This is a genomic window from Pseudomonas sp. URMO17WK12:I12 (assembly GCF_000514395.1).
GTDB classification, from domain to species: domain Bacteria; phylum Pseudomonadota; class Gammaproteobacteria; order Pseudomonadales; family Pseudomonadaceae; genus Aquipseudomonas; species Aquipseudomonas mucoides.
The window spans coordinates 189573-212220 of the sequence record NZ_AZVV01000006.1 but is presented as its reverse complement, the minus strand read 5'-3'; the positions used below and the strand labels follow the sequence as shown (position 1 = coordinate 212220).

At 59.6% G+C, this 22648-nt stretch carries 23 protein-coding genes; 17 read left to right on the top strand and 6 right to left on the bottom strand.

Annotation, left to right across the window (positions count from 1 at the left end; genetic code table 11):
• Positions 1-50: 50 nt before the first annotated feature.
• Positions 51-938, bottom strand: coding sequence for a LysR family transcriptional regulator (locus tag D882_RS0108460; RefSeq protein WP_027922831.1), 888 nt, complete (start codon positions 936-938; stop codon positions 51-53).
• A 105-nt stretch (positions 939-1043) separates the two neighbouring features.
• Between D882_RS0108460 and D882_RS0108455 the strand changes: the two genes are divergently transcribed.
• From D882_RS0108455 to D882_RS0108405, 11 genes are all read left to right on the top strand, one after another.
• On the top strand, positions 1044-2411 hold the full coding sequence (locus D882_RS0108455) for an MFS transporter (protein ID WP_027922830.1): 1368 nt from the start codon (positions 1044-1046) through the stop codon (positions 2409-2411).
• Positions 2392-2817, top strand: coding sequence for a hypothetical protein (locus D882_RS0108450; RefSeq protein WP_027922829.1), 426 nt, complete (start codon positions 2392-2394; stop codon positions 2815-2817). The genes D882_RS0108455 and D882_RS0108450 overlap by 20 nt, the downstream gene beginning before the upstream one ends.
• Positions 2818-3099: 282 nt before the next feature.
• On the top strand, positions 3100-4014 hold the full coding sequence (locus tag D882_RS0108445) for a glutamate/aspartate ABC transporter substrate-binding protein (RefSeq protein ID WP_027922828.1): 915 nt from the start codon (positions 3100-3102) through the stop codon (positions 4012-4014).
• A gap of 192 nt (positions 4015-4206) precedes the next feature.
• Entirely contained in the window at positions 4207-4953 is a 747-nt protein-coding gene (locus tag D882_RS0108440; protein ID WP_027922827.1) for an amino acid ABC transporter permease, read from the top strand.
• Entirely contained in the window at positions 4953-5624 is a 672-nt protein-coding gene (locus D882_RS0108435; RefSeq protein ID WP_027922826.1) for an amino acid ABC transporter permease, read from the top strand. Before D882_RS0108440 ends, D882_RS0108435 begins: the two co-directional genes overlap by 1 nt.
• Positions 5621-6355: an amino acid ABC transporter ATP-binding protein gene (locus D882_RS0108430; RefSeq protein WP_027922825.1), complete on the top strand. Its 735-nt coding sequence runs from the start codon at positions 5621-5623 to the stop codon at positions 6353-6355. Before D882_RS0108435 ends, D882_RS0108430 begins: the two co-directional genes overlap by 4 nt.
• 178 nt (positions 6356-6533) lie before the next feature.
• Positions 6534-8435, top strand: a complete 1902-nt coding sequence (locus D882_RS0108425; protein ID WP_027922824.1) for a sensor histidine kinase — start codon at positions 6534-6536, stop codon at positions 8433-8435.
• Positions 8432-9760, top strand: coding sequence for a sigma-54 dependent transcriptional regulator (locus tag D882_RS0108420; RefSeq protein WP_027922823.1), 1329 nt, complete (start codon positions 8432-8434; stop codon positions 9758-9760). The genes D882_RS0108425 and D882_RS0108420 overlap by 4 nt, the downstream gene beginning before the upstream one ends.
• An 8-nt stretch (positions 9761-9768) precedes the next feature.
• Positions 9769-10098, top strand: a complete 330-nt coding sequence (locus D882_RS0108415) for a GlpM family protein (RefSeq protein ID WP_177327600.1) — start codon at positions 9769-9771, stop codon at positions 10096-10098.
• Between the two features lie 159 nt (positions 10099-10257).
• A complete protein-coding gene (locus D882_RS0108410; RefSeq protein WP_027922821.1) occupies positions 10258-10632 on the top strand; it encodes a transporter in 375 nt (124 codons plus the stop codon).
• Complete coding sequence (locus tag D882_RS0108405; RefSeq protein WP_027922820.1) at positions 10625-11026, top strand: transporter; 402 nt, start codon at positions 10625-10627, stop codon at positions 11024-11026. Before D882_RS0108410 ends, D882_RS0108405 begins: the two co-directional genes overlap by 8 nt.
• Positions 11027-11061: 35 nt before the next feature.
• On the opposite strand, the gene D882_RS0108400 is transcribed toward D882_RS0108405, so the two are convergent.
• Positions 11062-11814: a MipA/OmpV family protein gene (locus D882_RS0108400; protein WP_027922819.1), complete on the bottom strand. Its 753-nt coding sequence runs from the start codon at positions 11812-11814 to the stop codon at positions 11062-11064.
• A 219-nt stretch (positions 11815-12033) separates the two neighbouring features.
• On the opposite strand from D882_RS0108400, the gene D882_RS0108395 reads away from it, so the two are divergent.
• From D882_RS0108395 to D882_RS0108375, 5 genes are all read left to right on the top strand, one after another.
• Entirely contained in the window at positions 12034-12732 is a 699-nt protein-coding gene (locus tag D882_RS0108395; RefSeq protein ID WP_027922818.1) for an MtnX-like HAD-IB family phosphatase, read from the top strand.
• Positions 12725-14119 carry an aspartate aminotransferase family protein gene (locus tag D882_RS0108390; RefSeq protein WP_027922817.1) on the top strand — a complete coding sequence of 465 codons (1395 nt, stop codon included), beginning with the start codon at positions 12725-12727 and terminating at the stop codon, positions 14117-14119. The genes D882_RS0108395 and D882_RS0108390 overlap by 8 nt, the downstream gene beginning before the upstream one ends.
• The gene (locus tag D882_RS0108385; RefSeq protein WP_027922816.1) at positions 14116-14994 is read left to right on the top strand and encodes a carboxylesterase; all 879 of its coding nucleotides are present in this window, start codon (positions 14116-14118) and stop codon (positions 14992-14994) included. Before D882_RS0108390 ends, D882_RS0108385 begins: the two co-directional genes overlap by 4 nt.
• Before the next feature lie 138 nt (positions 14995-15132).
• Positions 15133-16905 (top strand): ATP-binding protein, encoded by a 1773-nt coding sequence (locus D882_RS0108380; protein ID WP_027922815.1) that lies wholly within the window; start codon positions 15133-15135, stop codon positions 16903-16905.
• Positions 16895-18283: a sigma-54 dependent transcriptional regulator gene (locus D882_RS0108375; RefSeq protein ID WP_027922814.1), complete on the top strand. Its 1389-nt coding sequence runs from the start codon at positions 16895-16897 to the stop codon at positions 18281-18283. Before D882_RS0108380 ends, D882_RS0108375 begins: the two co-directional genes overlap by 11 nt.
• A 36-nt stretch (positions 18284-18319) precedes the next feature.
• On the opposite strand, the gene D882_RS0108370 is transcribed toward D882_RS0108375, so the two are convergent.
• The 3 genes from D882_RS0108370 to D882_RS0108360 form a co-directional block, all read right to left on the bottom strand.
• Positions 18320-19228, bottom strand: a complete 909-nt coding sequence (locus D882_RS0108370) for a hypothetical protein (protein WP_027922813.1) — start codon at positions 19226-19228, stop codon at positions 18320-18322.
• The gene (locus tag D882_RS0108365) at positions 19225-19920 is read right to left on the bottom strand and encodes a hypothetical protein (RefSeq protein ID WP_027922812.1); all 696 of its coding nucleotides are present in this window, start codon (positions 19918-19920) and stop codon (positions 19225-19227) included. The genes D882_RS0108370 and D882_RS0108365 overlap by 4 nt, the downstream gene beginning before the upstream one ends.
• A 94-nt stretch (positions 19921-20014) precedes the next feature.
• Positions 20015-20680: a DsbA family oxidoreductase gene (locus D882_RS0108360; protein WP_027922811.1), complete on the bottom strand. Its 666-nt coding sequence runs from the start codon at positions 20678-20680 to the stop codon at positions 20015-20017.
• Between the two features lie 446 nt (positions 20681-21126).
• On the opposite strand from D882_RS0108360, the gene D882_RS0108355 reads away from it, so the two are divergent.
• Positions 21127-21483 (top strand): DUF6124 family protein, encoded by a 357-nt coding sequence (locus D882_RS0108355; protein ID WP_027922810.1) that lies wholly within the window; start codon positions 21127-21129, stop codon positions 21481-21483.
• Between the two features lie 111 nt (positions 21484-21594).
• Here the strand turns inward: D882_RS0108355 and D882_RS0108350 are convergent, their stop codons facing one another.
• Positions 21595-22629, bottom strand: coding sequence for an alpha/beta fold hydrolase (locus D882_RS0108350; RefSeq protein WP_027922809.1), 1035 nt, complete (start codon positions 22627-22629; stop codon positions 21595-21597).
• Positions 22630-22648 lie beyond the last annotated feature (19 nt).

The following is a 22648-nucleotide window of genomic DNA, read 5'->3' as shown; positions in this document are numbered from 1 at the left end:
AACGAAAGCCCCTGAATCCTGAGATTCGGGGGCTTTTTTGCTGAGGGTGTTCAGCTCGCCAGGTGCAACAGTAGAAAATCAATAAAGGCCCGTGATTTGTGCGGCAGATGCGCGGTATTGGGGAACACCACGCTGATCGATTGCGAAGGCAGCGAATACGCCGGCAACAACCGCACCAGACGCCCGTCGGCGACGTCCTCTTCGACCACCCACGCCGGCAAGACCGACACGCCCAGCGACGACAATGTCATCGAGCGAATGGCCGTAGAGGAGTTCGATTCAAAATGGCTGGTCCCTCCAATCTCGACATTCAGCCCTTCGCCGTCGCGAAAAACCCACTGCGTTGGCCCCTGCAGATTGCTGTTGGCGATCCACGGCACAGCGCTCAGGTCCTGTGGCTCATGCACAGGATAACGAGCGAGAAACGTTTCCGTGGCCACCAGTACAATTTCATAGTCCGCCAGCTTGCGACTCTTGAATGCCGAGTCTGCCAAGTTGCCCAGCCGGATAACCAGATCGAGCTTTTCGGCGACCAGATCATTCAGGGAAGAGTTGAAGTTATAACACAATCGGATTTCCGGATAACGCTCAGAGAACAACGGTATCAGCGGGAGAATAAACTTCTCACCGTATTCACTGGTTGAACTTATACGTAACTTTCCGGACACCCGATTATTGCCTTCCAATACATGATCAAAGGCATTATCGATATCCGCGACAATCCTCTTGAACTCTTCATAAAAATCCTGACCTATTTCAGTCAGAGATATAGTGCGCGTATTGCGGATCAACAAGGTCGCTGACAGCACCTCCTCCAGCGCCTTGACATGCAGGCTGGCCATGGCCTTGCTGATACACAGGTAATTCGCAGCCTTGGTAAAAGAACCAAAATCGACCACCGCGAGAAATGTCTGAACCCGATTAAGATGAGAGTGCATGGTGATATGGCTCACTGTTAAATCCTGTCAAACACTGTTTTAAGCATCGTCATATCGACACTTCAAGTCTATCGCCCCTATGCTGCACGGCAAAGGGGATACACCATGAACTATCGCTATAAAATCGCGCTCATTTTTCTGATCGGCTTCTTTATTGACTGCATCAATATATTCATGTCCGCCGTGGCATTGCCAAGTATATCGGCAACTTTAAAAGTCAGTACTGCTTCCGTGGCATGGGTCGCCAATGCTTACATTCTCGGTTTGACGTTGATCATTCCGGTGAGCACCTGGCTGGCCGGACGTTTTGGCAGCCGGGAAATGCTCACCGCATCGATGCTGGTGTTTACAGGATCGGTATGGATGTGTGGATTGGCCGACAGCTTCCACGAACTGGTTATCTGGCGTTTCGTGCAAGGGGTTGGCGGTGGCTTGTTGATCCCGGTCGGCCAGGCGCTGACCTTCAACCTGTTTCAGGGCGAGCAGCGGGCGAAGATTTCCACGCTGGTGATGGCTGTCGCACTGATCGCGCCGGCGATTTCGCCGACCGTGGGCGGGATCATCGTCGACAGCAGCTCCTGGCGCTGGGTGTTCTACAGCAACATTCCGTTTTCGCTGATCGCCGCCGGGCTGTCGTGGTTCTGGATCAAGGAGACCAAACCGAGCAGTCTGCCACGTCCGGATATCAAAGGTCTGTTGCTGGTCAGCGCTGCACTCGCCAGCCTGTTGATGGGCATGTCGCTGTACGGCGGCGACTACCCGGCGCTGGCGGCGCTGGCCTGTGTAATGGCAGGCCTGATGTTCATCGCTTTGTACTTGCGGCACTACCGCCGTTGCGGCAACGCGATCATCGAACTGAGCCTGCTCAAAAGTAAAAAGCTCAGTACCTCGATCTTCATCTATTACGCGATTCCCGGTGTGTTCACCGGGGTCAACCTGATGAGCATTTTCTTCCTGCAGAACACCCTGCAGTTCAGCGCCAGGCTGACCGGAATGTTCATGATTGTCTACGCCATCGGCGCGTTCATCGCGATGACCATTTGCGGTCGAGTCTACAACCGGATCGGCGCCAAACGCTTGTTCACCCTCGGCATGCTGCTGCACAGCGCTGGCATCGCCACGCTGATGCTGGTGAATGCGCCATCGGATCTCTGGGTAATCGTCATCGCGTACAGCCTGATGGGGATCGGCGGCGGCATCGGCGCCAACACCGCGCAGACCACTTCACTGATGGACTTTGCCGGGGGCGATACACACAAGGCCAGTGTGATCTGGAACATCAACCGACAGATGTCCTTCAGCTTCGGTGCCGCGCTGTTTCTGATGATCTTCAACCTCCTGCTCAAGCAGCTCGACATCACGGCGGCCTACCACGCGACGTTTGCGATTGCGGCGCTGATCGGGTTGTTCCCGCTGTTTCAGATGAGCCAATTGAACCCTCCAAAGGAATGCCATGAACAACAACCTGGTTGAACAAGCACACCACAGTATTCATCACGTCCATGAACTGATTCATCGCGTGTTTACCGATGAAGACGGTGCCGGTGAAGCGACCCTTACACCGCTGATGGAGGTCTTTGCCGAGCACTTCAGCATGGTCACCACTTCAGCTGCAGTGATCGGACACGTTCAGGTCGAGCAGCTGTTCAAAGGCGCGGTCGGCGCCCGAAAAGGCCTTGAGATCATGATCAGCGATCTGCACACAGTCTGGCACGAAGGCGTGACCGTGGCGCTGCGCTACAAGGAAATCCATCGTCTGAATGACGTCGAAACGTCGCGCATCTCGCTCGCGATCCTGCGTGTTCAGCACGACCACGTCCAATGGGTGTATCTGCACGAAACGGATGTGCGCCCCGTCGCACCTGTTATTCGTATTTGATTGCTTGCCGGTCTGGCACGGAGTTCAACACGTTCGGTTTTCCGAACGTGACCTTGCAGTCGATTCGGTTAACCGGATCATTTGAGCGGACAAATAACGCCATAAATATTTAATTTCCTTATAAATCAACACGTTGACCTGTCTAGCCTGGCCTGGCACGAGTCATGCTCTACACTTCTTCGACGAATGCCTGTTGCGCCTCTTCAGGAGCCCACCAGCATTCGAAGCACAAAAGGGCCGACCAACTGGCTCCATAAAAAAAACAATGTCGAGGAAAATTTGATGCGCATCGTTCCCCATATCCTGGGCGCAGCCATTGCTGTCGCTCTGATCAGCACTCCGGTTTTCGCCGCCGAACTCACCGGCACCCTGAAAAAGATCAAAGAGTCCGGTGTCATCACCCTCGGGCATCGTGACGCTTCCATTCCGTTTTCCTACATCGCGGATGCTTCCGGCAAACCGGTCGGCTACTCCCACGATATCCAGCTGAAAATCGTTGAAGCCATCAAGAAAGACCTGGACATGCCCAACCTCCAGGTCAAATACAACCTGGTGACCTCGCAGACCCGTATCCCGCTGGTGCAGAACGGCACCGTGGACGTCGAGTGCGGCTCCACCACCAACAACGTCGAGCGTCAGCAGCAAGTTGACTTCTCCGTCGGCATCTTCGAAATCGGCACCCGTCTGCTGTCCAAGAAAGATTCGCCGTACAAAGACTTCACCGACCTGAAAGGCAAGAACGTCGTGACCACCGCCGGCACCACGTCCGAGCGCATCCTCAAGTCGATGAACGCCGACAAGCAAATGGGCATGAACGTCATCTCTGCCAAAGACCACGGCGAGTCCTTCCAGATGCTGGAATCGGGCCGCGCAGTTGCCTTCATGATGGACGACGCCCTGCTGGCAGGCGAAGCCGCCAAAGCCAAGAAAGCCGATGACTGGGCCGTCACCGGCACTCCACAGTCCTACGAAATCTACGGCTGCATGGTCCGCAAGGGCGACGAGCCGTTCAAAAAGGCTGTGGATGACGCCATCGTCGCCACCTACAAGTCGGGCGAGATCAACAAGATCTACGACAAATGGTTCATGGCACCGATCCCACCTAAAGGCCTGAACCTGAACTTCCCGATGAGCGACGAGCTCAAGGCCCTGATCGCCAATCCGACCGATAAAGCGGCTGACGACAAGAAGTCCTGATTTTCTGACTAACCTTATCTCCTGAGAGGGCCGCTGCCCTCCCAGGAGTTTGTCACTCCCTGCTGGCATTTTTGGAAACACTCGAACCGGTGGCTGTCGAGCCGGTGGCGTGTGCCCGACTTTCAAGTCGGGCGGGAACGGAGCTTCCCCAGGCGGGCACTTGTACATCGATCGATCTGAGGGGAGACCCTAATGAATTACAACTGGGACTGGGGCGTGTTCTTCAAGTCCACCGGCGTTGGCAGCGAGACCTATCTCGACTGGTACATCGCCGGCCTGGGCTGGACCATTGCCATCGCCATCGTGGCCTGGATCATTGCCCTGACACTGGGCTCGATCCTGGGTGTCATGCGCACCGTGCCGAATCGCATCGTATCGGGCATCGCGACTTGCTACGTCGAACTCTTCCGTAACGTGCCGCTGCTGGTTCAGCTGTTCATCTGGTACTTCCTGGTGCCCGATCTGCTGCCGCAAAACCTGCAGGACTGGTACAAACAGGACCTCAACCCGACCACTTCGGCTTTCCTCAGCGTCGTCGTCTGCCTGGGCCTGTTCACTACCGCTCGCGTTTGCGAACAAGTGCGCACCGGCATTCAGGCCCTGCCCAAAGGTCAGGAAGCCGCGGCCCGCGCCATGGGGTTCAAGCTGCCGCAGATCTACTGGAACGTGCTGCTGCCCCAGGCCTACCGGATCATCATTCCGCCGCTCACCTCGGAATTCCTCAACGTGTTCAAGAACACGTCCGTGGCCTCGCTGATCGGTTTGATGGAGCTGCTCGCGCAGACCAAACAGACCGCCGAGTTCTCTGCCAACCTGTTCGAGGCGTTCACCCTGGCGACCCTGATCTATTTCACCCTGAACATGAGCCTGATGCTGCTGATGCGTCTGGTCGAGAAGAAAGTCGCCGTACCGGGCCTGATCTCCGTAGGGGGTAAATGATGGAATTCGACTTCTCGGGCATCATCCCTTCCCTGCCGGGCTTGTGGAACGGCATGGTCATGACCCTGCAACTGATGGCGCTGGGCGTGATCGGCGGGATCATCCTCGGCACCATCCTGGCGCTGTGCCGTCTGTCCCACAGCAAACTGCTGTCGAACCTGGCCGGCGCGTACGTTAACTACTTCCGCTCGATCCCGCTGCTGCTGGTGATCACCTGGTTCTACCTGGCGGTGCCGTTCGTACTGCGCTGGATCACCGGCGAAGACACCCCGATCGGCGCATTCGCCTCGTGCATCGTGGCCTTCATGATGTTCGAAGCCGCGTACTTCTGCGAAATCGTCCGGGCCGGTGTGCAGTCGATTCCCAAGGGCCAGATGGGCGCAGCCCAGGCGCTGGGCATGACGTACGGCCAGATGATGCGTCTGATCATCCTGCCGCAAGCGTTCCGCAAGATGACCCCGCTGTTGCTGCAACAGAGCATCATCCTGTTCCAGGACACCTCGCTGGTTTACGCGGTCGGCCTGGTGGACTTCCTCAACGCCTCGCGTGCCAGCGGCGACATCATTGGCCGCTCCAATGAGTTCCTGATCTTCGCAGGTCTCGTGTACTTCACAATCAGCTTTGCCGCCTCGCTGCTGGTCAAGCGTCTGCAAAAAAGGTTTGCCGTATGATCTCTATCAAGAACATCAACAAGTGGTATGGCGACTTCCAGGTACTGACTGATTGCAGCACCGAGGTCAAAAAAGGCGAAGTGATCGTGGTGTGCGGGCCGTCCGGTTCCGGCAAATCCACCCTGATCAAATGCGTCAACGCACTGGAACCGTTCCAGAAAGGCGACATCGTGGTCGATGGCACGTCCATCGCCAACCCGAAGACCGACCTGCCGAAACTGCGTTCGCGCGTGGGCATGGTGTTTCAGCACTTCGAACTGTTCCCGCACCTGACCATCACCGAAAACCTGACCATCGCGCAGATCAAGGTGTTGGGCCGCAGCAAGGAAGAAGCCACCAAAAAAGGCCTGCAACTGCTTGAGCGCGTCGGGCTGTCGGCCCATGCGCACAAGCATCCGGGCCAACTGTCCGGTGGTCAGCAACAGCGTGTGGCGATTGCCCGTGCGCTGGCGATGGACCCGATCGTCATGCTGTTCGACGAACCGACCTCGGCGCTCGACCCGGAAATGGTCAACGAAGTGCTCGACGTCATGGTGCAACTGGCCCACGAAGGCATGACCATGATGTGCGTGACCCACGAAATGGGCTTCGCCCGTAAAGTGGCGGATCGTGTGATCTTCATGGACGCGGGCAAAATCATCGAGGACTGCCAGAAAGAAGAGTTCTTCGGCGACATCAGCCACCGTGCCGAGCGGACACAGCACTTCCTCAACAAGATTTTGCAGCACTAAGCACCGGGCACTCGCTCGAGACCACACAAATCACCTGTGGGAGCGAGCTTGCTCGCGATGGCGGTCTGACATTCAACATCAATGTTGACTGGGCTGGCCTCATCGCGAGCAAGCTCGCTCCCACAGGGGGCGCCGGTGGTTCGTGATCAAGTGTTGTGGTTGACCCAAGGCATCTGTGATGAAATGCGACCCCTCTCTCCATCGCGCAGCGCCGCCATCACTCGCCGTGAAACCCCGTCTGATTCGCCATCTGTTCCTGCCGCCGCTGATCATCACCCTGATGATCGGACTGGGTTACGCCGGCTTCTGGATCAGTGAACACTACGGCATTCGCAGCCTCAGCGAGAACGGCCAGCGGCAGCTCGAACTGCACGCCCGCGCCGTCGAGAGCGAGATCAGCAAATACACCTACCTGCCCAGCCTGCTGGAACTCGAATCCAGTGTGTCGAAACTGCTGGCCGACCCATCGCCGGAACACCGGCAAACGGTCAATGATTACCTTGAAGGCCTGAACCGGCGCAGCCGCAGTCGGGCTATCTATGTGATGGACACCACCGGTCGCGTCATGGCCACCAGCAACTGGCGCGATGTCGACAGTTACCTCGGTGAAGACCTGTCCTTCCGCGCCTATTTCCAGGACGCCATTCGCGGCCAGCCAGGTCGTTTCTACGGCATCGGCAGCACCAACGGCGAACCCGGTTACTACCTGGCCCACGGTCTGGAAGAGCACGGCAAGATCATCGGCGTTGCGGTGGTCAAAGTGCGCCTCGAAGCCATGGAAGAGCGCTGGCAGCGGGCGCGCCTCGAAGCGTTTGTCAGCGATGAAAACGGCATCATCATCCTCTCCAGCGATCCGGCGCGGCGCCTGAAGTCAGTCGTGCCGTTGAGCGACGAGACCAAGGAAAAACTCGCCCGCAGCCTCCAGTACTACTGGTTCCCGCTGAACGAACTGCAACCGCTGGCCCGTGAAACCCTGGCCGAAGGCGTGGAAAAACTGACCTTCCCGGCCAACAGCGAAGTGGAGTCCGACGAAGAGGACATCAGCTACCTGGCCCAGACCCGGCCCCTGAGCGACACGCCGTGGAATTTCACCCTGCTCACGCCGCTGCAGGATTTGCGCCGCGAGGCGATCAACCAAGGAATTCTGGTGGCGGTGGCCTTTGCTCTGGTGGCGTTCCTGCTGATTGCCTGGAACGAGCGGCGCAAGGTCATCGCCACCCGCCTCGCCGCCCGGGAAGCCTTGCAGGAAGCCAACAATCAACTGGAGCGTCGGATTACCGAACGCACCACCGACCTGCGCGCCAGCAACGAGCGGCTCAAAGGTCAGATCCGCGAGCGCCGACAGGCTGAAGAGACGCTGCGCCGCGCCCAGGATGAACTGGTGCAAGCCGGCAAACTCGCGGCCATCGGCCAGATGTCGACCAGCATTGCCCATGAATTGAACCAGCCATTGGCAGCGCTGCGCACCTTGTCCGGCAACACCGTGCGCTTTCTGGAGCGCGGTCAGCTGGATGTCGCCAGCACCAACCTCAAGACCATCAACGAATTGATCGACCGCATGGGCCGCATTACCGCCAGCCTGCGCTCCTTCGCCCGTCGTGGTGACGACAAAGGCCAAGCCTGCCTCGGTAAAGCCGTGGACGCGGCCTTGCAACTGCTCGGCGGTCGGGTGGAAAGTGTTCATCTGCAACTGCATCGGGAGTTTTCCGATGTGCAGGTGCAGATTGACCAGACCCGCCTCGAACAGATTCTGGTCAACCTGATCGGCAATGCCCTCGACGCCATGCAAGCCCAGCCGGTGCCGGAACTGTGGCTGGAAGGCGACGAATTCGACGGCAAATATCGCCTGCGCGTGCGCGACAACGGCCACGGCATTGACGCCGAAGCGCGCAAGCACCTGTTCGAACCGTTCTTCACCACCAAACCCGGCGAACAAGGGCTGGGCCTCGGCCTGACCCTGTCCGCCAGCCTGGCCGCCGCCACGGGCGGACATTTGGGTGTCGAACACCCGGCCAGCGGTGGTACCACCTTCGTCCTCAGTTTACCGTTGGTAAGCCCCATTCTCGCCGAGCCAATATGAACAACGACCTTAGTGTGCTGATCGTCGAAGACGACCCTCATGTACTGCTCGGCTGCCAACAGGCGCTGACCCTGGAAGACATTCCCTGCGTCGGAGTCGGCAGCGCCGAAGAAGCGCTGGAACGTGTCGGCGACAACTTCGCCGGTATTGTCATCAGCGACATTCGCCTGCCCGGCATCGATGGCCTGGAACTGCTGAACCGGCTCAAGGCCCGCGACCGCAGCCTGCCGGTGGTGCTGATTACCGGTCACGGCGACATCTCCATGGCGGTCGGCGCGATGCAAAAAGGCGCCTATGACTTCATGGAGAAACCCTTCTCCCCGGAACGTCTGGTGGACGTTGCACGCCGTGCATTGGAACAACGCAGCCTCGCCCGCGAAGTGTCTTCGTTGCGCCGGCAATTGGCCGAGCGCGACTCGCTGGAAGGCCGGATCATCGGCCGTTCGCCGGCCATGCAGAACTTGCGCGAGTTGATCGCCAACGTCGCCGACACCTCGGCCAACGTGTTGATCGAAGGCGAGACCGGCACCGGTAAAGAACTGGTCGCGCGTTGCCTGCATGACTTCAGTCGCCGCCACACCAAACAATTCGTCGCGCTGAACTGCGGCGGCTTGCCGGAGAACCTGTTCGAAAGCGAAATTTTCGGTCACGAGGCCAACGCCTTCACCGGCGCCGGCAAGCGGCGAATCGGCAAGATCGAACACGCCGACGGCGGCACGCTGTTCCTCGACGAAGTCGAAAGCATGCCCCTGCCGTTGCAAATCAAATTGCTGCGGGTGTTGCAGGAACGCACCCTCGAACGCCTCGGCTCGAACCAGAGCGTGGCGGTGGATTGCCGGGTGATCGCGGCCACCAAATCCGACCTCGCCGAAACCAGCAAGGCCGGCGAATTCCGCAGCGACCTGTATTACCGCTTGAACGTGGTGACCCTGGAACTGCCACCGTTGCGCGAACGGCGCGAAGACATCCTGCAATTGTTCGAGCACTTCCTGCAGCAGTCCTCCCTGCGCTTTGATCGCGCAGTGCCAGAACTGGACAACCAGACCCTGTCGAACCTGATGAGCCACGACTGGCCGGGCAATGTGCGGGAACTGCGCAACGTCGCCGAGCGCTTCGCCCTCGGCCTGCCGGCCTTCAAGAAAACCGGGGCCAGTGGCAGCAATCAGGGCCTGGCGTTCGCCGAAGCGGTGGAAGCCTTCGAACGCACCTTGCTCGGCGACGCCTTGCAACGCAGCGGCGGCAACCTGACCCAGGCCAGCCTGGAACTGGGCATGGCCAAGACCACGCTGTTCGACAAAGTCAAAAAGTACGGGCTGAGCCACTGATGGATTTGATGCTCAAAGCGGCACTGGGTGCGGCGGTTGTATTGATTCTGGCGGCGCTGGCCAGGACCAAAAACTATTACATCGCCGGGCTGGTGCCGTTGTTTCCGACCTTTGCCCTGATTGCGCATTTCATCGTTGGCAAAGGGCGCTCGGTGGAAGATTTGAAGACCACCATCGTGTTTGGGATGTGGTCGATCATTCCGTACTTCGTTTACCTGGCGACGTTGTACGTGATGGTGGATTGGATGCGGTTGGAGGCTTCGTTGGCCGTGGCGGCAGTGGGTTGGTTGATCGCGGCCACCGTCCTCGTCACTGTCTGGGTCCGCCTCCACTCCTGACACCTCGCAATTCCCAGTGGGATCTCCATCAGGTTCACTGGCCCGTCCCTTGCATTTACCACCCAAAGCCCTCCCGGCCGGTCTTCATGTTCGATGACGCCGGTGTCCGGGAGGATCCGCCAAGGGTGAATCCTGACCGTGCCTATCCTAGATCCCGACCTGACCGTCACTGTCATTCTGCTGGTCGCCTTTTCCATCGTGCTGGACGTCATCGGCCAGCTCTGTTTCAAGCTCGGCCTGGACCGTTTGCCGGAACTCGAAGGCGGGTTCCGGCTGAACGCCTTCTGGGGCCAGGTGTTCAACGCACCGCTGCTGTGGTGCGGAATCGGCGCTTATGCGCTGGAGTTTTTCGTCTGGCTTGAAGCCTTGTCCCGCGCCCCGCTGAGCCTGTTGTTCCCGGCCGGAGCGCTGGCCTATTGCGGCGTGGTGCTGGCGGGCAACGTGGTGCTGGGCGAAACCGTCAGCCGCCGACGCTGGCTGGCAACCTTGGTGATTACGGTGGGCGTGATGCTGGTGTGTGCCGGCCATGCCTGATTCCAGACCGATGGATTGGCTGCACGGGCGGCTCGGTACCGTGGTGCTGTGGGCGCTGCTGATTATTCTGGAAAGTGCCGGGCAGATTGCGACCAAGGTCGGCGGCGATCAATTGGGGCAGATGACGTTCACCCTGCAATGGCTCCAGGCCGTGGTGGTCGACCCCGGCGTACTGAGTGCCGTGGGCTGCGGTATCGGGGCATTTTTTGTGTGGATGCTGATTTTGCGGCGCAGCAGTTTGTCGCTGGCGTTTCCACTCAGTTCATTGGTGTTTGTCGGGGTTCTGCTCGGCTCGTGGCTGGGGTTGGGGGAGCAGATCAGCGGGCTGCACTGGCTGGGGGTGGCGGTGATTATTGGCGGGATTGCGTTGCTGGCTGAAGGTGAAGAAACCTGAGACCTCACTTCTCCCACAGGGATTGCGCGTCCCGGTCACTGGAACTTGTAAGCAATAGCCGCCTGCACTGCCCCCTGATTGCTATCCCCAACCTGTTTGACGATGCTGCTATCCGCCGCCGAACCCGTCAGGTGTATCCAGCTCGCACTGGTCAGCAACGACCAGTGCGGCGCCAGCGGAAACTCAAAGCTCTGGGTCAGCGCCACATTCTGCCAACCGCCCCCAGCGTTATACGACCGAACCCCGGAAGCCAACGACTCATCCCCACTCACACCAAAAAACGCCTGATTCTGCCGGGCATTGGCGAAGTGCGCCGTCACATTGGAGCTGCCAATCACCCCGCCCCCCACGGGATAACCCACCTCCCCGCCGACCCGGCCCAACACCCCGCCACGGGCGCCGACCGCTTGCCCGACCGAGGCAAACACCCGCCAGAAATCAGCCGGCGCGTACTGCACAAATCCGCCCACTTCACCCATGTCCGGCACGTCGTGCAAGCCTTGCAGCTCACCGTTGGCAGTCCGTCCCGGCAGGTAATTTACGAACGGTCCGGCGCTGAAACCGTTGGCCTTCAACGCATTCCAGGTCAGGCCGTCATCCGTGTTGAGGCTGACATCCCCCCAATCCAGATCTAGGTACGGCACCGGCCGCACTTCGTAGCGACTGCCGCTCGGATCGTGTGGCTGATAGCTGAGACCCGCCCCGGCCTCGCCGGTAATGCCAGCCGCTGAAACACTGGCCGACAGGCACGTCAGCGCGGTGAATAGAACAACAGTGATCCTCGACATGAGGCCATTCCTTGTACGGGACAGGCGCGCATCAATCCCCTTTTCACCTCCCCCGCGCAAGCACTCATGTTGTTTGTAGCGACCTACAAAAATTGTAGCTTCGCAGCACCCAACCCCTGCCAAAACCCCAGCACTGCTGGGCCAAACCCGGTTGGCACAGTCTCTGCTCTATCCCTTTGGCAAGCGCAGACAGCGCGCAACGCCCAATAGGTACTGCAGATGATTGACTGGCATATCGTGTGTGATTTCGACGGGACCATCACCCGCACCGACGTGATCGACAGCATCCTCCAACGTTTTGCCGACCCGAGTTGGGAAGCGATCGAAAACGAGTGGCTGGCCGGCAATATCGGTTCCCGTGAATGCCTCAGCCGCCAGCTCGCGCTGGTCAAGGCCACACCCAATGAACTGCTCGGGTTCTTCGACTCCATCGAGATCGACCCGGACTTCCCCGACTTCGTCGACCACACCATCGGCCTCGGCGCTTCGTTTGAAGTGGTCAGCGACGGCATCGAACAAGGCATCGCCCGGATCCTGGCGCGCAACTATGTGAGCCTGTTGCCGATCCTCGCCAACCGCTTGCGTCAGCTCGACCACGACAGCTGGCGCATCGATTTCCCCCACGCCAGCGACGCCTGCCGCGCCGCTTCCGGCAACTGCAAATGCAAATCCACCCCCAGCACTAAACGCGTGCTGGTGATCGGCGATGGCCAGTCCGACATGTGCGTCGCCGCCACCGCCGATTTCGTGTTCGCCAAGGATCGCCTGGCCGAGCACTGCGAGCGCAACGGCATTCCTCACGCGCGCTTCGACAGCTTCGCCGAACTCCCCGCGTTGCTGGCCCTGCTTCCCAACGCCAGCGCTGCCAATGCCGAAACTTTCAACACAGAAAATCAGGAACTCTTCCACCATGTCTGATAGCCGAATCGCCACCCCTGAAGACCAGATCCTCCTGGATAAAGAAGCCAAATACTGCTCGTACGGCGACACCGTTCACTACATCGACCCGCCGCGTATTTTCAGCCGTTGCAAAGGCTCCTACGTCTGGGACACCGAAGACCAGGCCTACCTCGACCTGCAAATGTGGTACTCGGCCGTCAACTTCGGCTACGCCAACCCACGCCTGAACACTGCACTGAAACAACAGATCGACACCCTGCCGCAGATCGCCAGCCAGTACCTGCACAAAGGCAAGATCGAGCTCTCGGAAATGATCGCGGTCGATGCCAAGAAGAAGTTCGGCCTCGACGGTCGCGTGCACTTCAACGTCGGCGGTTCGCAGTCCATCGAGGACTCGCTGAAAGTCGTGCGCAACGCCACCAACGGCAAAAGCCTGATGTTCGCCTTCGAGGGCGGTTACCACGGCCGTACGCTGGGCGCCTCGTCGATTACCTCCAGCTACCGCTATCGCCGCCGCTATGGCCACTTTGGCGAGCGCGCCAATTTCATCCCGTTCCCGTACCACTTCCGAGGCCCGAAAGGCATGACCAAGGAAGAGTACGGCAGCCAGTGCGTGCAGCAATTCGCCCGCCTGTTCGAGACCGAATACAACGGCGTCTGGGACCCGAAAGTCGGCCAGAGTGAATACGCAGCCTTCTACGTCGAGCCGATCCAGGGCACCGGCGGCTACGTGATTCCGCCGATGAACTTCTACAGCGAACTCAAGCATGTGCTGGATCAGCACGGCATCCTGATGGTGGTCGACGAAATCCAGATGGGCTTCTACCGCACCGGCAAGCTGTGGTCGATCGAGCACTTCGACGTCAAACCGGACGTCATCGTCTTTGGCAAAGCCTTGACCAACGGCCTCAATCCGCTGGGCGGCATCTGGGCCAAGGAAGAGCTGATCAACCCGAAAATCTTCCCGCCAGGTTCGACCCACTCGACCTTCGCCTCCAACCCGTTGGGCACGGCGGTGGGCCTGGAAATGTTCAAGATGACCAGCGAGTTCGACTACGGCGCCATGGTGATGAACAAGGGCAAGTACTTCCTCGAAGGCCTGAAAGACTTGCAGAAGCGCTACCCGATCATCGGCGACATCGACGGCCTGGGCCTGGCCCTGCGCTGCGAAATCTGCGGCCCGGACGGTTTCACACCGGACAAGGCGACCCTGGATTTCATGGTCGAAGAAGGCATGAAGGGCGACATCGAAATCGACGGCAAACGCCTCGGCTTGATTCTCGACGTGGGGGGTTACTATAAAAACGTGATCACCCTCGCGCCTTCGCTGGAAATCAGCTACCCGGAAATCGACCTCGGCATCGCCCTGCTCGACCGCTTGCTTGATCGGGCCATGAAACGATGAATGCCGCAGAGATCGACATGGGCGAAGGCAGCGCCGGTTTCGTTCTCGGCTCAGGGGAGGTCGCGGTGTTGTTGATCCACGGCCTCACCGGCACCCCGACGGAGTTGCGTCGGGTGGCCATGGGCCTGGCCAAGGCCGGGTGCACGGTGTATGTGCCGACCCTGGCCGGCCATTGCGGGAACAACGCCGACCTGCAAGCCACCGGTTGGCGCGACTGGTATGAGAGCGCGCGCAACACCTTCGTTGGCGTGCGACGCAAGCACCCGCATGTGTTCGTCGGCGGTCTGTCCATGGGCGCGGTGTTGTCGATGTACCTGGCCGCCGAACATCCGGGGCAGATCGAAGGGTTGTTGCTGTACTCGACGACCCTGCGCTACGACGGCTGGAACATGCCCTGGGTGGCGAAATTGAGCAGCCTGGTGATGTCGATTCCCTACGGCGTGCACCTGTGCCGCTTCAACGAAAAATCACCGTTCGGCATCAAGGACGAACGCTTGCGCGCCATCGTTGAACGACAGATGAAGGCCGGTGAAAGCAGCAATGCCGGACTGCTGACCATGTCCGGGGTCAGTGTTCGCGAACTGCATCGGCTGGTGGCGGCGGTGAAAAAACGCATGCCGCAGATCACCACTCAGGCGTTGGTGCTGCACTCGAAGGAAGACGACATCACCAGCGCATGGAATGCCGATTACGTGGAGCGAAAACTCGGTGGTCCGGTGGTGAAGGTGCTGCTCGACGATTGCTATCACATGATCACCGTCGACCTGCAATACCGCCGCGTGGTGGAGCTGAGCGCCGATTTCATCCAGCACCGTTTCATGCAACAAGGCTACGCCCCGCAACCCGTGCGCAAGGAATATCGCCAATTGGCCTGAACACGACCTGTAGTTGACTCATGTAGCCGCTGGCGAAGCCTGCGGCTACAGGGATCGGTGGCGCCTTTTCCGGGGCGAAGTCGGCTACTGTATTGAAACGGTTTATCCAATCGGACCTGCTGCGATAAGCGAAACCCAATGCCTAAAGAATCACCCGTCATCGCCCGACCGTTCACCCTCTCCGGCTGGAGCCTGGAGCGCAAACTGGTGCTCGCCTTCTGGTTGGTCAGCGTGATCCCGACCATGATCGCCGCCGAACTGGCCGCCACCACGCTGTCGCAGATTTTCGACAGCAACGTGCGCATCTGGCTGCAGGAATCGACCAAGATTGTCGAAGACGAAATCAGCGAAATTCTCCACGAAAACGCCCGAGCGGCGCAGTTGTTCCTGCGTTATACCCGCCCGCCCACGGATCGACTATCGACCCGACACGATCAACTGACCGCCGACATCGCTGACTCGATGGGCATCGACGTGGTGGCCCTGGTGCGTAACAGCGATCACCAAGTGCTGTTCAGCACCGTCTCCGACGACATCACCCGCCAGATCAGCACCGCCCCCAAAGCGGTGTTGCAGACCCTGCAAGTCGGCGGCGTGGCAACCGGCACGGTGGTCTCGACCTTCGAGACCGAACAGCAAGGCATCGACTACAAACTGGTGGTCGCCACTTACCTGGACAGCAGTTTCCTCACCAGTGTGGCCGATGTGCATTCCCTTGATTTGCGTTTGTACCTGGCCAAGGCCAATGACTTTTCGGAAGTCTTCTCGACACAGCGCTTCGAAGATCACCCGGCGACTGTGCCGGAGAACATCGAACAGATCCTGCGCACCACCAAGCAACCCATCGAACAATTCACCAACCGCTACAGCGGTATCTATCAGCCGATATTCAACGAAAACGGCCAGTTGCAAGGCGTGATTTTCAGTGGCCTGCTGCGCCACTCCAGCCTGGTCGGGCTGGTGAACCAGAGCAACCTGTTCATCCTGATTTTTCTGCTCAGTTCGGCGGCGTCCCTGGCGGTCGGCTGGCTGGTGTCGCAGCGCCTGACCAAGCCGTTGCGCGGCCTGGCTAAAGGCGTGCAAGCGGTGATTGCCGGTGATTACCGCCAACGCCTGGTGGTCACCGGCGGCGACGAACTGGCGGAACTGAGCAGCACCTTCAACCACATGAGCGAACGCCTCGGCGAGTTGCAACACCTGGAATCACAGCTGCGCCGTCGCGACCGTCTGCATGCACTGGGCGAAGTGGCGATGGGCCTGGCCCATGAAATCCGTAACCCGCTGGGCATCATCAAAACCGCCACGCAATTGCTGCACCGGCGCGCCGATTTGCCCGAGACCGACAAGCGTCACCTGGAATACGTGGTCAGCGAAGTCAGCCGCATCAACGACCTGATCACTGACTTTCTCGACTTCGCCAAGCCCAGCGCACCGATGCGCTCGACACAACTGGCGCGTCCGCTGGTGGATGAGCTGATCGGCTTCTGCGCCCCGGAACTGGCCAGCCACCACATCGAGGTGCGCATCGACGACCAGGCGCCGGCCGCGACCCTATATGCCGATGCGCGGCAACTCAAGCAGGCCGGGCTGAACCTGATCGTCAATGCCATCGACGCCATGCCCGAGGGCGGTCGCCTGACGGTCGGGATCAGCAGCGAACAGCACTACACCGTCATTCGCATCAGCGACACCGGCCAGGGCATCGCCCCGGACATGCTCGAACGGATCTTCACGCCGTTCGTCACCACCAAGGCGTCCGGTACCGGGCTGGGTCTGGCCAAGGTCTTCTCGATCATGGAAAGTCATGACGGACGCATCGAATGCGTCAGTGAAAAAGAGGCCGGGGCGACCTTCACCTTGTACATCCCGGCCAACGACGAACACTTCGACAGGGGCAGTGATGACACATAACGTACTGGTGGTCGACGACGAACCCAAGCTGTGCGACCTGCTGGCATCGGCCTTGAGTCAGAGCGGCATTCAGGTGTTCACCGCCAGCAATGGCCTGCACGCACTCAAGGTGCTGGAGTGCGATGACATCGACCTGGTGATCAGCGACTGGCGCATGCCCGGCATGGACGGCCCGCAATTGCTCGCGGAAATCAAAACCCGCTACCCGCACTTGCCGGTGATCGTCATGACCGCCTACAGCACGGTGAAAAACGCCGTGCAGTCAATGCGCAACGGTGCCTTCGACTACATCGCCAAGCCGTTCGACATCGACGAACTGGACATCACCGTCAACAAAGCCCTGCAATTTCGCGACATCCTCAAAGACAACCAGCGCATGCGCGCCGAGCTCGACGAACACCAGCAGATCGACAGCCTGATCGGCGACAGCCCGAACTTCCGCCGGGTGCTGCACGCCATCGACTCGGTGCGTGAAAGCAACGCGACCATCCTGCTGACCGGCGAGAGCGGCACCGGCAAGGAAATGGTCGCCCGCGCCATCCACAAACACGGCAATCGCGCGGACAAGCCCTTCGTCGCGGTGAACTGCGCGGCGATTCCGGAAGGCCTGCTGGAAAGTGAAATGTTCGGCCACCGCAAAGGCGCGTTTACCGGCGCCGTGGCGGATCGGGTCGGGCGTTTCATGCAGGCGGACAAAGGCACGCTGTTTCTCGATGAAATCGGTGAAATGCCGCTGGCCTTGCAGGCGAAAATCCTGCGGGCGTTGCAGGAGCGAGTGATCGAACCGGTGGGCGATCCGCGCGAGCGCAAAGTGGATGTACGGGTGATCGCGGCGACCAACAAAAACTTGCTGGAGGCGGTGGCGAACAAGGAGTTTCGCGAAGACCTTTACTACCGCCTCAATGTGTTCCCGATTCCGTTACCGGCGCTGCGCGAGCGGGTCGAAGACATCGCGCCACTGGCCCGGCATTTCGCCCATACGCTGGGGGTCACGGCGGGCAAACGCATCACCGGTTTCAGCGCCGAGGCGTTGCAGGCAATGGCCAATTATTCGTGGCCGGGGAATATTCGAGAACTGCAAAACTGCGTGGAACGCGCGACCATCGTCGCGTCGGCGGCGGTGATTGAAGAGGAGGATCTGCCGGCGTATTTGTTTGCGTCACGATCGGCTGACCGTGGTGTTCTGGTCGCAGAAGGCAGCGTGCCGGCGGACCTGGAAGCGGCACTGGCGCAAGTGGAGAAATCCTACATTCTGGCGGCGTTGGCGCAGAGCAATGGCGTGCAGGCGGCGGCGGCGCAGTTGATCGGCATCTCCGAGCGCAGCTTTTGGTATCGGCTGAAAAAGCTCGGCATCCACGTCGACAAAATCGTCCGCTGAATCTTGTGGGAGCGGCCTCGCTCCCACAAGGTCGCATCAATGCCCGTAAACCTTCTGCAACTGCGCTTGGGTCAACGCATCCTCAAACGGCACCGGCACCGATTTCACTGCCCCGTAAAGGTTGCGATAACGCCAGTAACTGCCATTGTTGGCCAATTGATAGCCCCGCTCGACCACACGCTGGCCATCGAGGCTATAACGCAAGGTTTCCTGGGCTGCCGCGGGCGGTGTCGGTTGCATCAGGTCGGTGGACAGAACGCGCATCGATTCATCGATACACTCGTCGAGCACCGCCGTGACCTTCGCCAAATCGAGGCTGCCGTCATCGATGCATTCCTTGCCACAGCGCCGAATCGGCTGGCTGACGACTTCGATGCGCATGCGATACAGCGCCGAACCGGCAATGTCCTGGACTTGCACCTGATTGATCAACACAAAGCTGCCACGATCCGGGGTCAGCATCAGCTTGGGTTCAATCACCAGCCGCGCGGTGACCTGCCCCTCTCCCTGCTTGAACCCGGCCACTTGCGATGCCTGTTGATAACGCTGTTGCAGACGCTCCTGCAACGGAACGCCTGCCAGCAAGTCGGCCATCGGTCGCGCCTCGTTGAGCGCGGCTTTTTCCGCGTCGCGCTGCAAGCTGCCGCTGCCCATCTGGGTGTTGATCAGGCTGGCCAACAACAAGCCTGCCACCCCGGCACTGTTGCCTGAACTGGCCACCAGATTCTGACTCGATGAAGCTGCTTGCAGGGCGGCCTTAGAGTCAATCACGGTGCTGGCACCGACAAAGGTTCGCGGCAGCTGCACGTCGACCTTAAGCCCGTGGGCCTGCACGTAAGGCAAGGCACTTTGATCCTTGAAACCGGCCTCAGGGGCCGGTTTTTGCGCACACCCGGCCAGCATCAGCAGGGCCAGGGCACCGGCCACCGTGGGCAAACGCATCATTGCGCGAACGGGGTGATCATTTGCTGACGGCTATTGTCCATTGCCTGATAGAACGCGTTGGACAGGTTGGCATAGGTCGGCTCGTCCCACTCGCCCTGGGCGGCCTGGGTAGCGACAAAGGGTTTGAACCACAGCAGTTTGTTGTCGGCCAGATCGATCACCATGCCCTGCCCGCCCACCTGCGCCATCGGCACGCTGGTCGGCACGACGCTGTAGTAGCTGCGGGTAGCGCCGGTGGCGTAGACATTCACCAGCAGCAGGCGATCGACGCCGTAGGCGTTCTTGACCGGCGTCATGTCCCGGGTCATGTAGCCTTCGCGGAAACTGGTTTCCTTATAGGCCTTCAAGTCGACCGGCTCGTTGATCCGTTTGGCTTTGTAACCCTTGGCCTGCAGTTTGGCGACAATCACATCCGGCAAGGTTTTAAGATCGCTCACTTGCCATTTTTCGACGTTGTCACTGAGTTTGCTGTTTACGCCCTTGTTGATGGCGTAATCGATAATCCCCTGATTGCCGGTCAACGCCAGCACCGGTTCCGGCACCACTGTAATCGCCACGCCGATAGTCGGTTCCTTGGCATCCCAGAATTGCTGGTCCAGCGGTACAGGAGGTTGCACGTGAGCACAGCCAGTGAGGGTCAGGCAGGCGAGCACTGTCAGCGCAGCCCAGGTGCGTAGAGCGTGAAAAGTCATGGATCAAGTCCCTATGATTATTAGCGGTGCTGTCTGTGTCGGCAGCACCACTAACAACTGTAGTGGCACATTGATATTTTTTGCCCAGCCGTCGTCAGTTGACCGTTCCGCCCTTCGCCTCACTCATGATCTGCCGGATCGCCCCGACAAACGTCTCCACCGGCTGCCCGCCAGTGACGGCGTACTGCCCGTTGAACACCACCGTCGGCACTGAACTCACGCCACGGGTCAGCCACAACTTCTCTTCCGCCACCACCTCTTTGGCGTATTCACCCGACGCCAGAATCGCCTCGGCCCGTTGCCGATTGAGGCCGACGCTTTCAGCAATCTGCGCCAACTGCCCGTGATCGGACGGGTTGCCGCCGTCGGTGAAATACGCCTTGAACAGCGCCTCTTTCAGGTTGAACTGCAAGCCTTCCAGCCCTGCCCAATACAGCAAGCGATGAGCATCAAAGGTGTTGTAGATGCGGCTATTGCCGTCGGTGCGAAACGCAAACCCGACCTCGGCGCCACGGGCGCGGATCATTTCGCGGTTCTTCTGCGATTGCTCGGGCGTCGAGCCGTATTTTTCGCTGATGTGTTCGGTGATGTTCTGCCCTTCGGGGCCCATCTTCGGATTCAGCTCGAACGGCTGGAAGCGGATCTCGGCCTGGACCTCATCGCGCAGAATCTCCAGCGCCCGGGTCAGGCCGTACAGGCCGACAACGCACCAGGGGCAGGACACATCGCTGACGAAATCGATTTTCAAAGGGGTACTCATCACACACCTCGCTGGCTGAATTGTGCGGGAAAGCTGGAACGATACACCTGACTGAGCCGAGGTGGCAGCCGTTGTACTGATCCCACAGGTTTTGCCGTGTTTTGGGGCGTGTGTTTAGTTCTGTTTAGGGTTACTTCCTGAAAGCTACAGCGCCTTGCGCCGTCGCCTACAACCACGTCAGAATCCGCCGGCTTGTGCGCCTGGAGGGCCGTCGGTAACTTGGTCCTGTCACTGATTTCCAGTGATCGGGTTTAGTAGCCCGGGTAGGTTTTATTGGATGCACAAGTGTCATTCAGTCAGGTATCCGCCTGCACTTGATGGTGGCTGTGCGCTTGGCGCCCTCGGGCGCGCCGGTTTGATTCCTCCCGGTCTACTAACCTGCGCACAGCCGCCACCCATTCCGTTTAGTAGCGAGAAGGTAGCGGCTCTACTAGAGGAATTTACATATGTTCAAAGTAACGTCGAACCCACCGGAAACCGACGACGTTTCCCCCTACGAAACCCCTGAGTCCAAAAAACTCAACAAAGCCGCCGACCGCGCCCTCGATTACTACCTCAAACCGGTCATCCCCAAAGACACCCCGCGCAAACCCAGCACGATCTACTTCGTCGCCCCCGACACCGACCACGAAACCCTGCTGGTCAATGCCAGTGAATCCCTGGCGTCAGCGAGCGTGCTGTTGAGCAACTACGCCGCAACGGTTGACGGCACCCAGCGCAACACCGTGCTTGGCATTCAGAACTCCGTCATGTTGGGCGAACTGGCGGTGAACCTGATGCTGGATAACGTCGTCCCCACGTAATACAAAACAGGTAGGAGTGAGCCTGCTCGCGATAGCGGTCTGCCTGCTACATCGATGCAGACTGTTCCGCCGTCATCGCGAGCAGGCTCGCTCCTACAGTTTGGATGGGGGTTACAGGAGATTGGGGGATGGAACCGGGTCGATCTGCGCCCAATGCGAAGTGTCTTCGCGGTGGGTCTGCAAGTACGGCAACACCGCCGCCAGCAGCGGTGCCTTGAACGCTTCCTGGAAGCGATGCGCCAACCCCGGAATCAGCACCAGTTGACTGCCCCGAATGTGCGCCGCCAGATGCACGCCATGCATCACCGGCAACAACGGATCAGCCGTGCCGTGCACCACCAGCGTCGGCACGCGCAAGTGGTTGAGCAAATCCACACGACTGCGCTCGGCGAGGATCGCCATGATCTGACGCTTCACGCCTTCGGGGTTGAACGCCCGGTCGTAGGACAGCGCCGCTTGATGCAGCAATGCTTCGCGGTCATCCGTCACGGAAGGACTGCCCAGCGCCGCGAGCAAGTCCGCCTGCTGTTCCAGCGCCACTTCCCGATTCGGCGCGCCGCGGCGCGACAATAACTGCACCAGCGCCGCACTCGGCGCCGGCAAGCCTTCGGCCCCGGAACTGGTCATGATCAGCGTCAGGCTTTCCACACGCTGCGGCGCCATCGCCGCCATGTGCTGGGCAATCATCCCGCCCATGCTCGCGCCCAAAACGTGGAATTGTTCAACGTGCAGCGCGTCCATCAAACCCAATGCATCGTCGGCCATGTCGGTCAGGGTGTACGGCGCCGACACCGGCAAGCCGAGTTTGTAGCGCAAGGCTTCGAAGGTCAGGTTGGCCTCGGCCGGGGTCTGGCGCCAGGTGGACAGGCCGACATCACGATTGTCGTAACGAATCACCCGAAACCCCTGCTGACACAGCGCGACCACCACCTCGTCCGGCCAATGAATCAACTGCCCGCCCAGGCCCATCACCAGCAACAACGCAGGGTCCGACGCACGGCCGATGCTCTGGTACGCCAGGCTCACCTGCGCCAGATCAACGTGTTCGGTGGGTACGTTGACATCACAACGAGACGCCGCGAAAGACGGCAGGCCGAACAGCAGCGCGGCCAAAAAGACAACTCTTGAAAAAAATCCAGTACCCATGAAAAACACCAAAACGCAG

Excerpts from the sequence above, each read along its gene's own strand:
- D882_RS0108460 (WP_027922831.1), bottom strand. The coding sequence starts at position 938 with ATGCACTCTCATCTTAATCGGGTTCAGACATTTCTCGCGGTGGTCGAT.
- D882_RS0108455 (WP_027922830.1), top strand. The coding sequence starts at position 1,044 with ATGAACTATCGCTATAAAATCGCGCTCATTTTTCTGATCGGCTTCTTT.
- D882_RS0108450 (WP_027922829.1), top strand. The coding sequence starts at position 2,392 with ATGAACAACAACCTGGTTGAACAAGCACACCACAGTATTCATCACGTC.
- D882_RS0108445 (WP_027922828.1), top strand. The coding sequence starts at position 3,100 with ATGCGCATCGTTCCCCATATCCTGGGCGCAGCCATTGCTGTCGCTCTG.
- D882_RS0108440 (WP_027922827.1), top strand. The coding sequence starts at position 4,207 with ATGAATTACAACTGGGACTGGGGCGTGTTCTTCAAGTCCACCGGCGTT.
- D882_RS0108435 (WP_027922826.1), top strand. The coding sequence starts at position 4,953 with ATGGAATTCGACTTCTCGGGCATCATCCCTTCCCTGCCGGGCTTGTGG.
- D882_RS0108430 (WP_027922825.1), top strand. The coding sequence starts at position 5,621 with ATGATCTCTATCAAGAACATCAACAAGTGGTATGGCGACTTCCAGGTA.
- D882_RS0108425 (WP_027922824.1), top strand. The coding sequence starts at position 6,534 with ATGAAATGCGACCCCTCTCTCCATCGCGCAGCGCCGCCATCACTCGCC.
- D882_RS0108420 (WP_027922823.1), top strand. The coding sequence starts at position 8,432 with ATGAACAACGACCTTAGTGTGCTGATCGTCGAAGACGACCCTCATGTA.
- D882_RS0108415 (WP_177327600.1), top strand. The coding sequence starts at position 9,769 with ATGCTCAAAGCGGCACTGGGTGCGGCGGTTGTATTGATTCTGGCGGCG.
- D882_RS0108405 (WP_027922820.1), top strand. The coding sequence starts at position 10,625 with ATGCCTGATTCCAGACCGATGGATTGGCTGCACGGGCGGCTCGGTACC.
- D882_RS0108400 (WP_027922819.1), bottom strand. The coding sequence starts at position 11,814 with ATGTCGAGGATCACTGTTGTTCTATTCACCGCGCTGACGTGCCTGTCG.
- D882_RS0108395 (WP_027922818.1), top strand. The coding sequence starts at position 12,034 with ATGATTGACTGGCATATCGTGTGTGATTTCGACGGGACCATCACCCGC.
- D882_RS0108390 (WP_027922817.1), top strand. The coding sequence starts at position 12,725 with ATGTCTGATAGCCGAATCGCCACCCCTGAAGACCAGATCCTCCTGGAT.
- D882_RS0108385 (WP_027922816.1), top strand. The coding sequence starts at position 14,116 with ATGAATGCCGCAGAGATCGACATGGGCGAAGGCAGCGCCGGTTTCGTT.
- D882_RS0108380 (WP_027922815.1), top strand. The coding sequence starts at position 15,133 with ATGCCTAAAGAATCACCCGTCATCGCCCGACCGTTCACCCTCTCCGGC.
- D882_RS0108375 (WP_027922814.1), top strand. The coding sequence starts at position 16,895 with ATGACACATAACGTACTGGTGGTCGACGACGAACCCAAGCTGTGCGAC.
- D882_RS0108370 (WP_027922813.1), bottom strand. The coding sequence starts at position 19,228 with ATGATGCGTTTGCCCACGGTGGCCGGTGCCCTGGCCCTGCTGATGCTG.
- D882_RS0108365 (WP_027922812.1), bottom strand. The coding sequence starts at position 19,920 with ATGACTTTTCACGCTCTACGCACCTGGGCTGCGCTGACAGTGCTCGCC.
- D882_RS0108360 (WP_027922811.1), bottom strand. The coding sequence starts at position 20,680 with ATGAGTACCCCTTTGAAAATCGATTTCGTCAGCGATGTGTCCTGCCCC.
- D882_RS0108355 (WP_027922810.1), top strand. The coding sequence starts at position 21,127 with ATGTTCAAAGTAACGTCGAACCCACCGGAAACCGACGACGTTTCCCCC.
- D882_RS0108350 (WP_027922809.1), bottom strand. The coding sequence starts at position 22,629 with ATGGGTACTGGATTTTTTTCAAGAGTTGTCTTTTTGGCCGCGCTGCTG.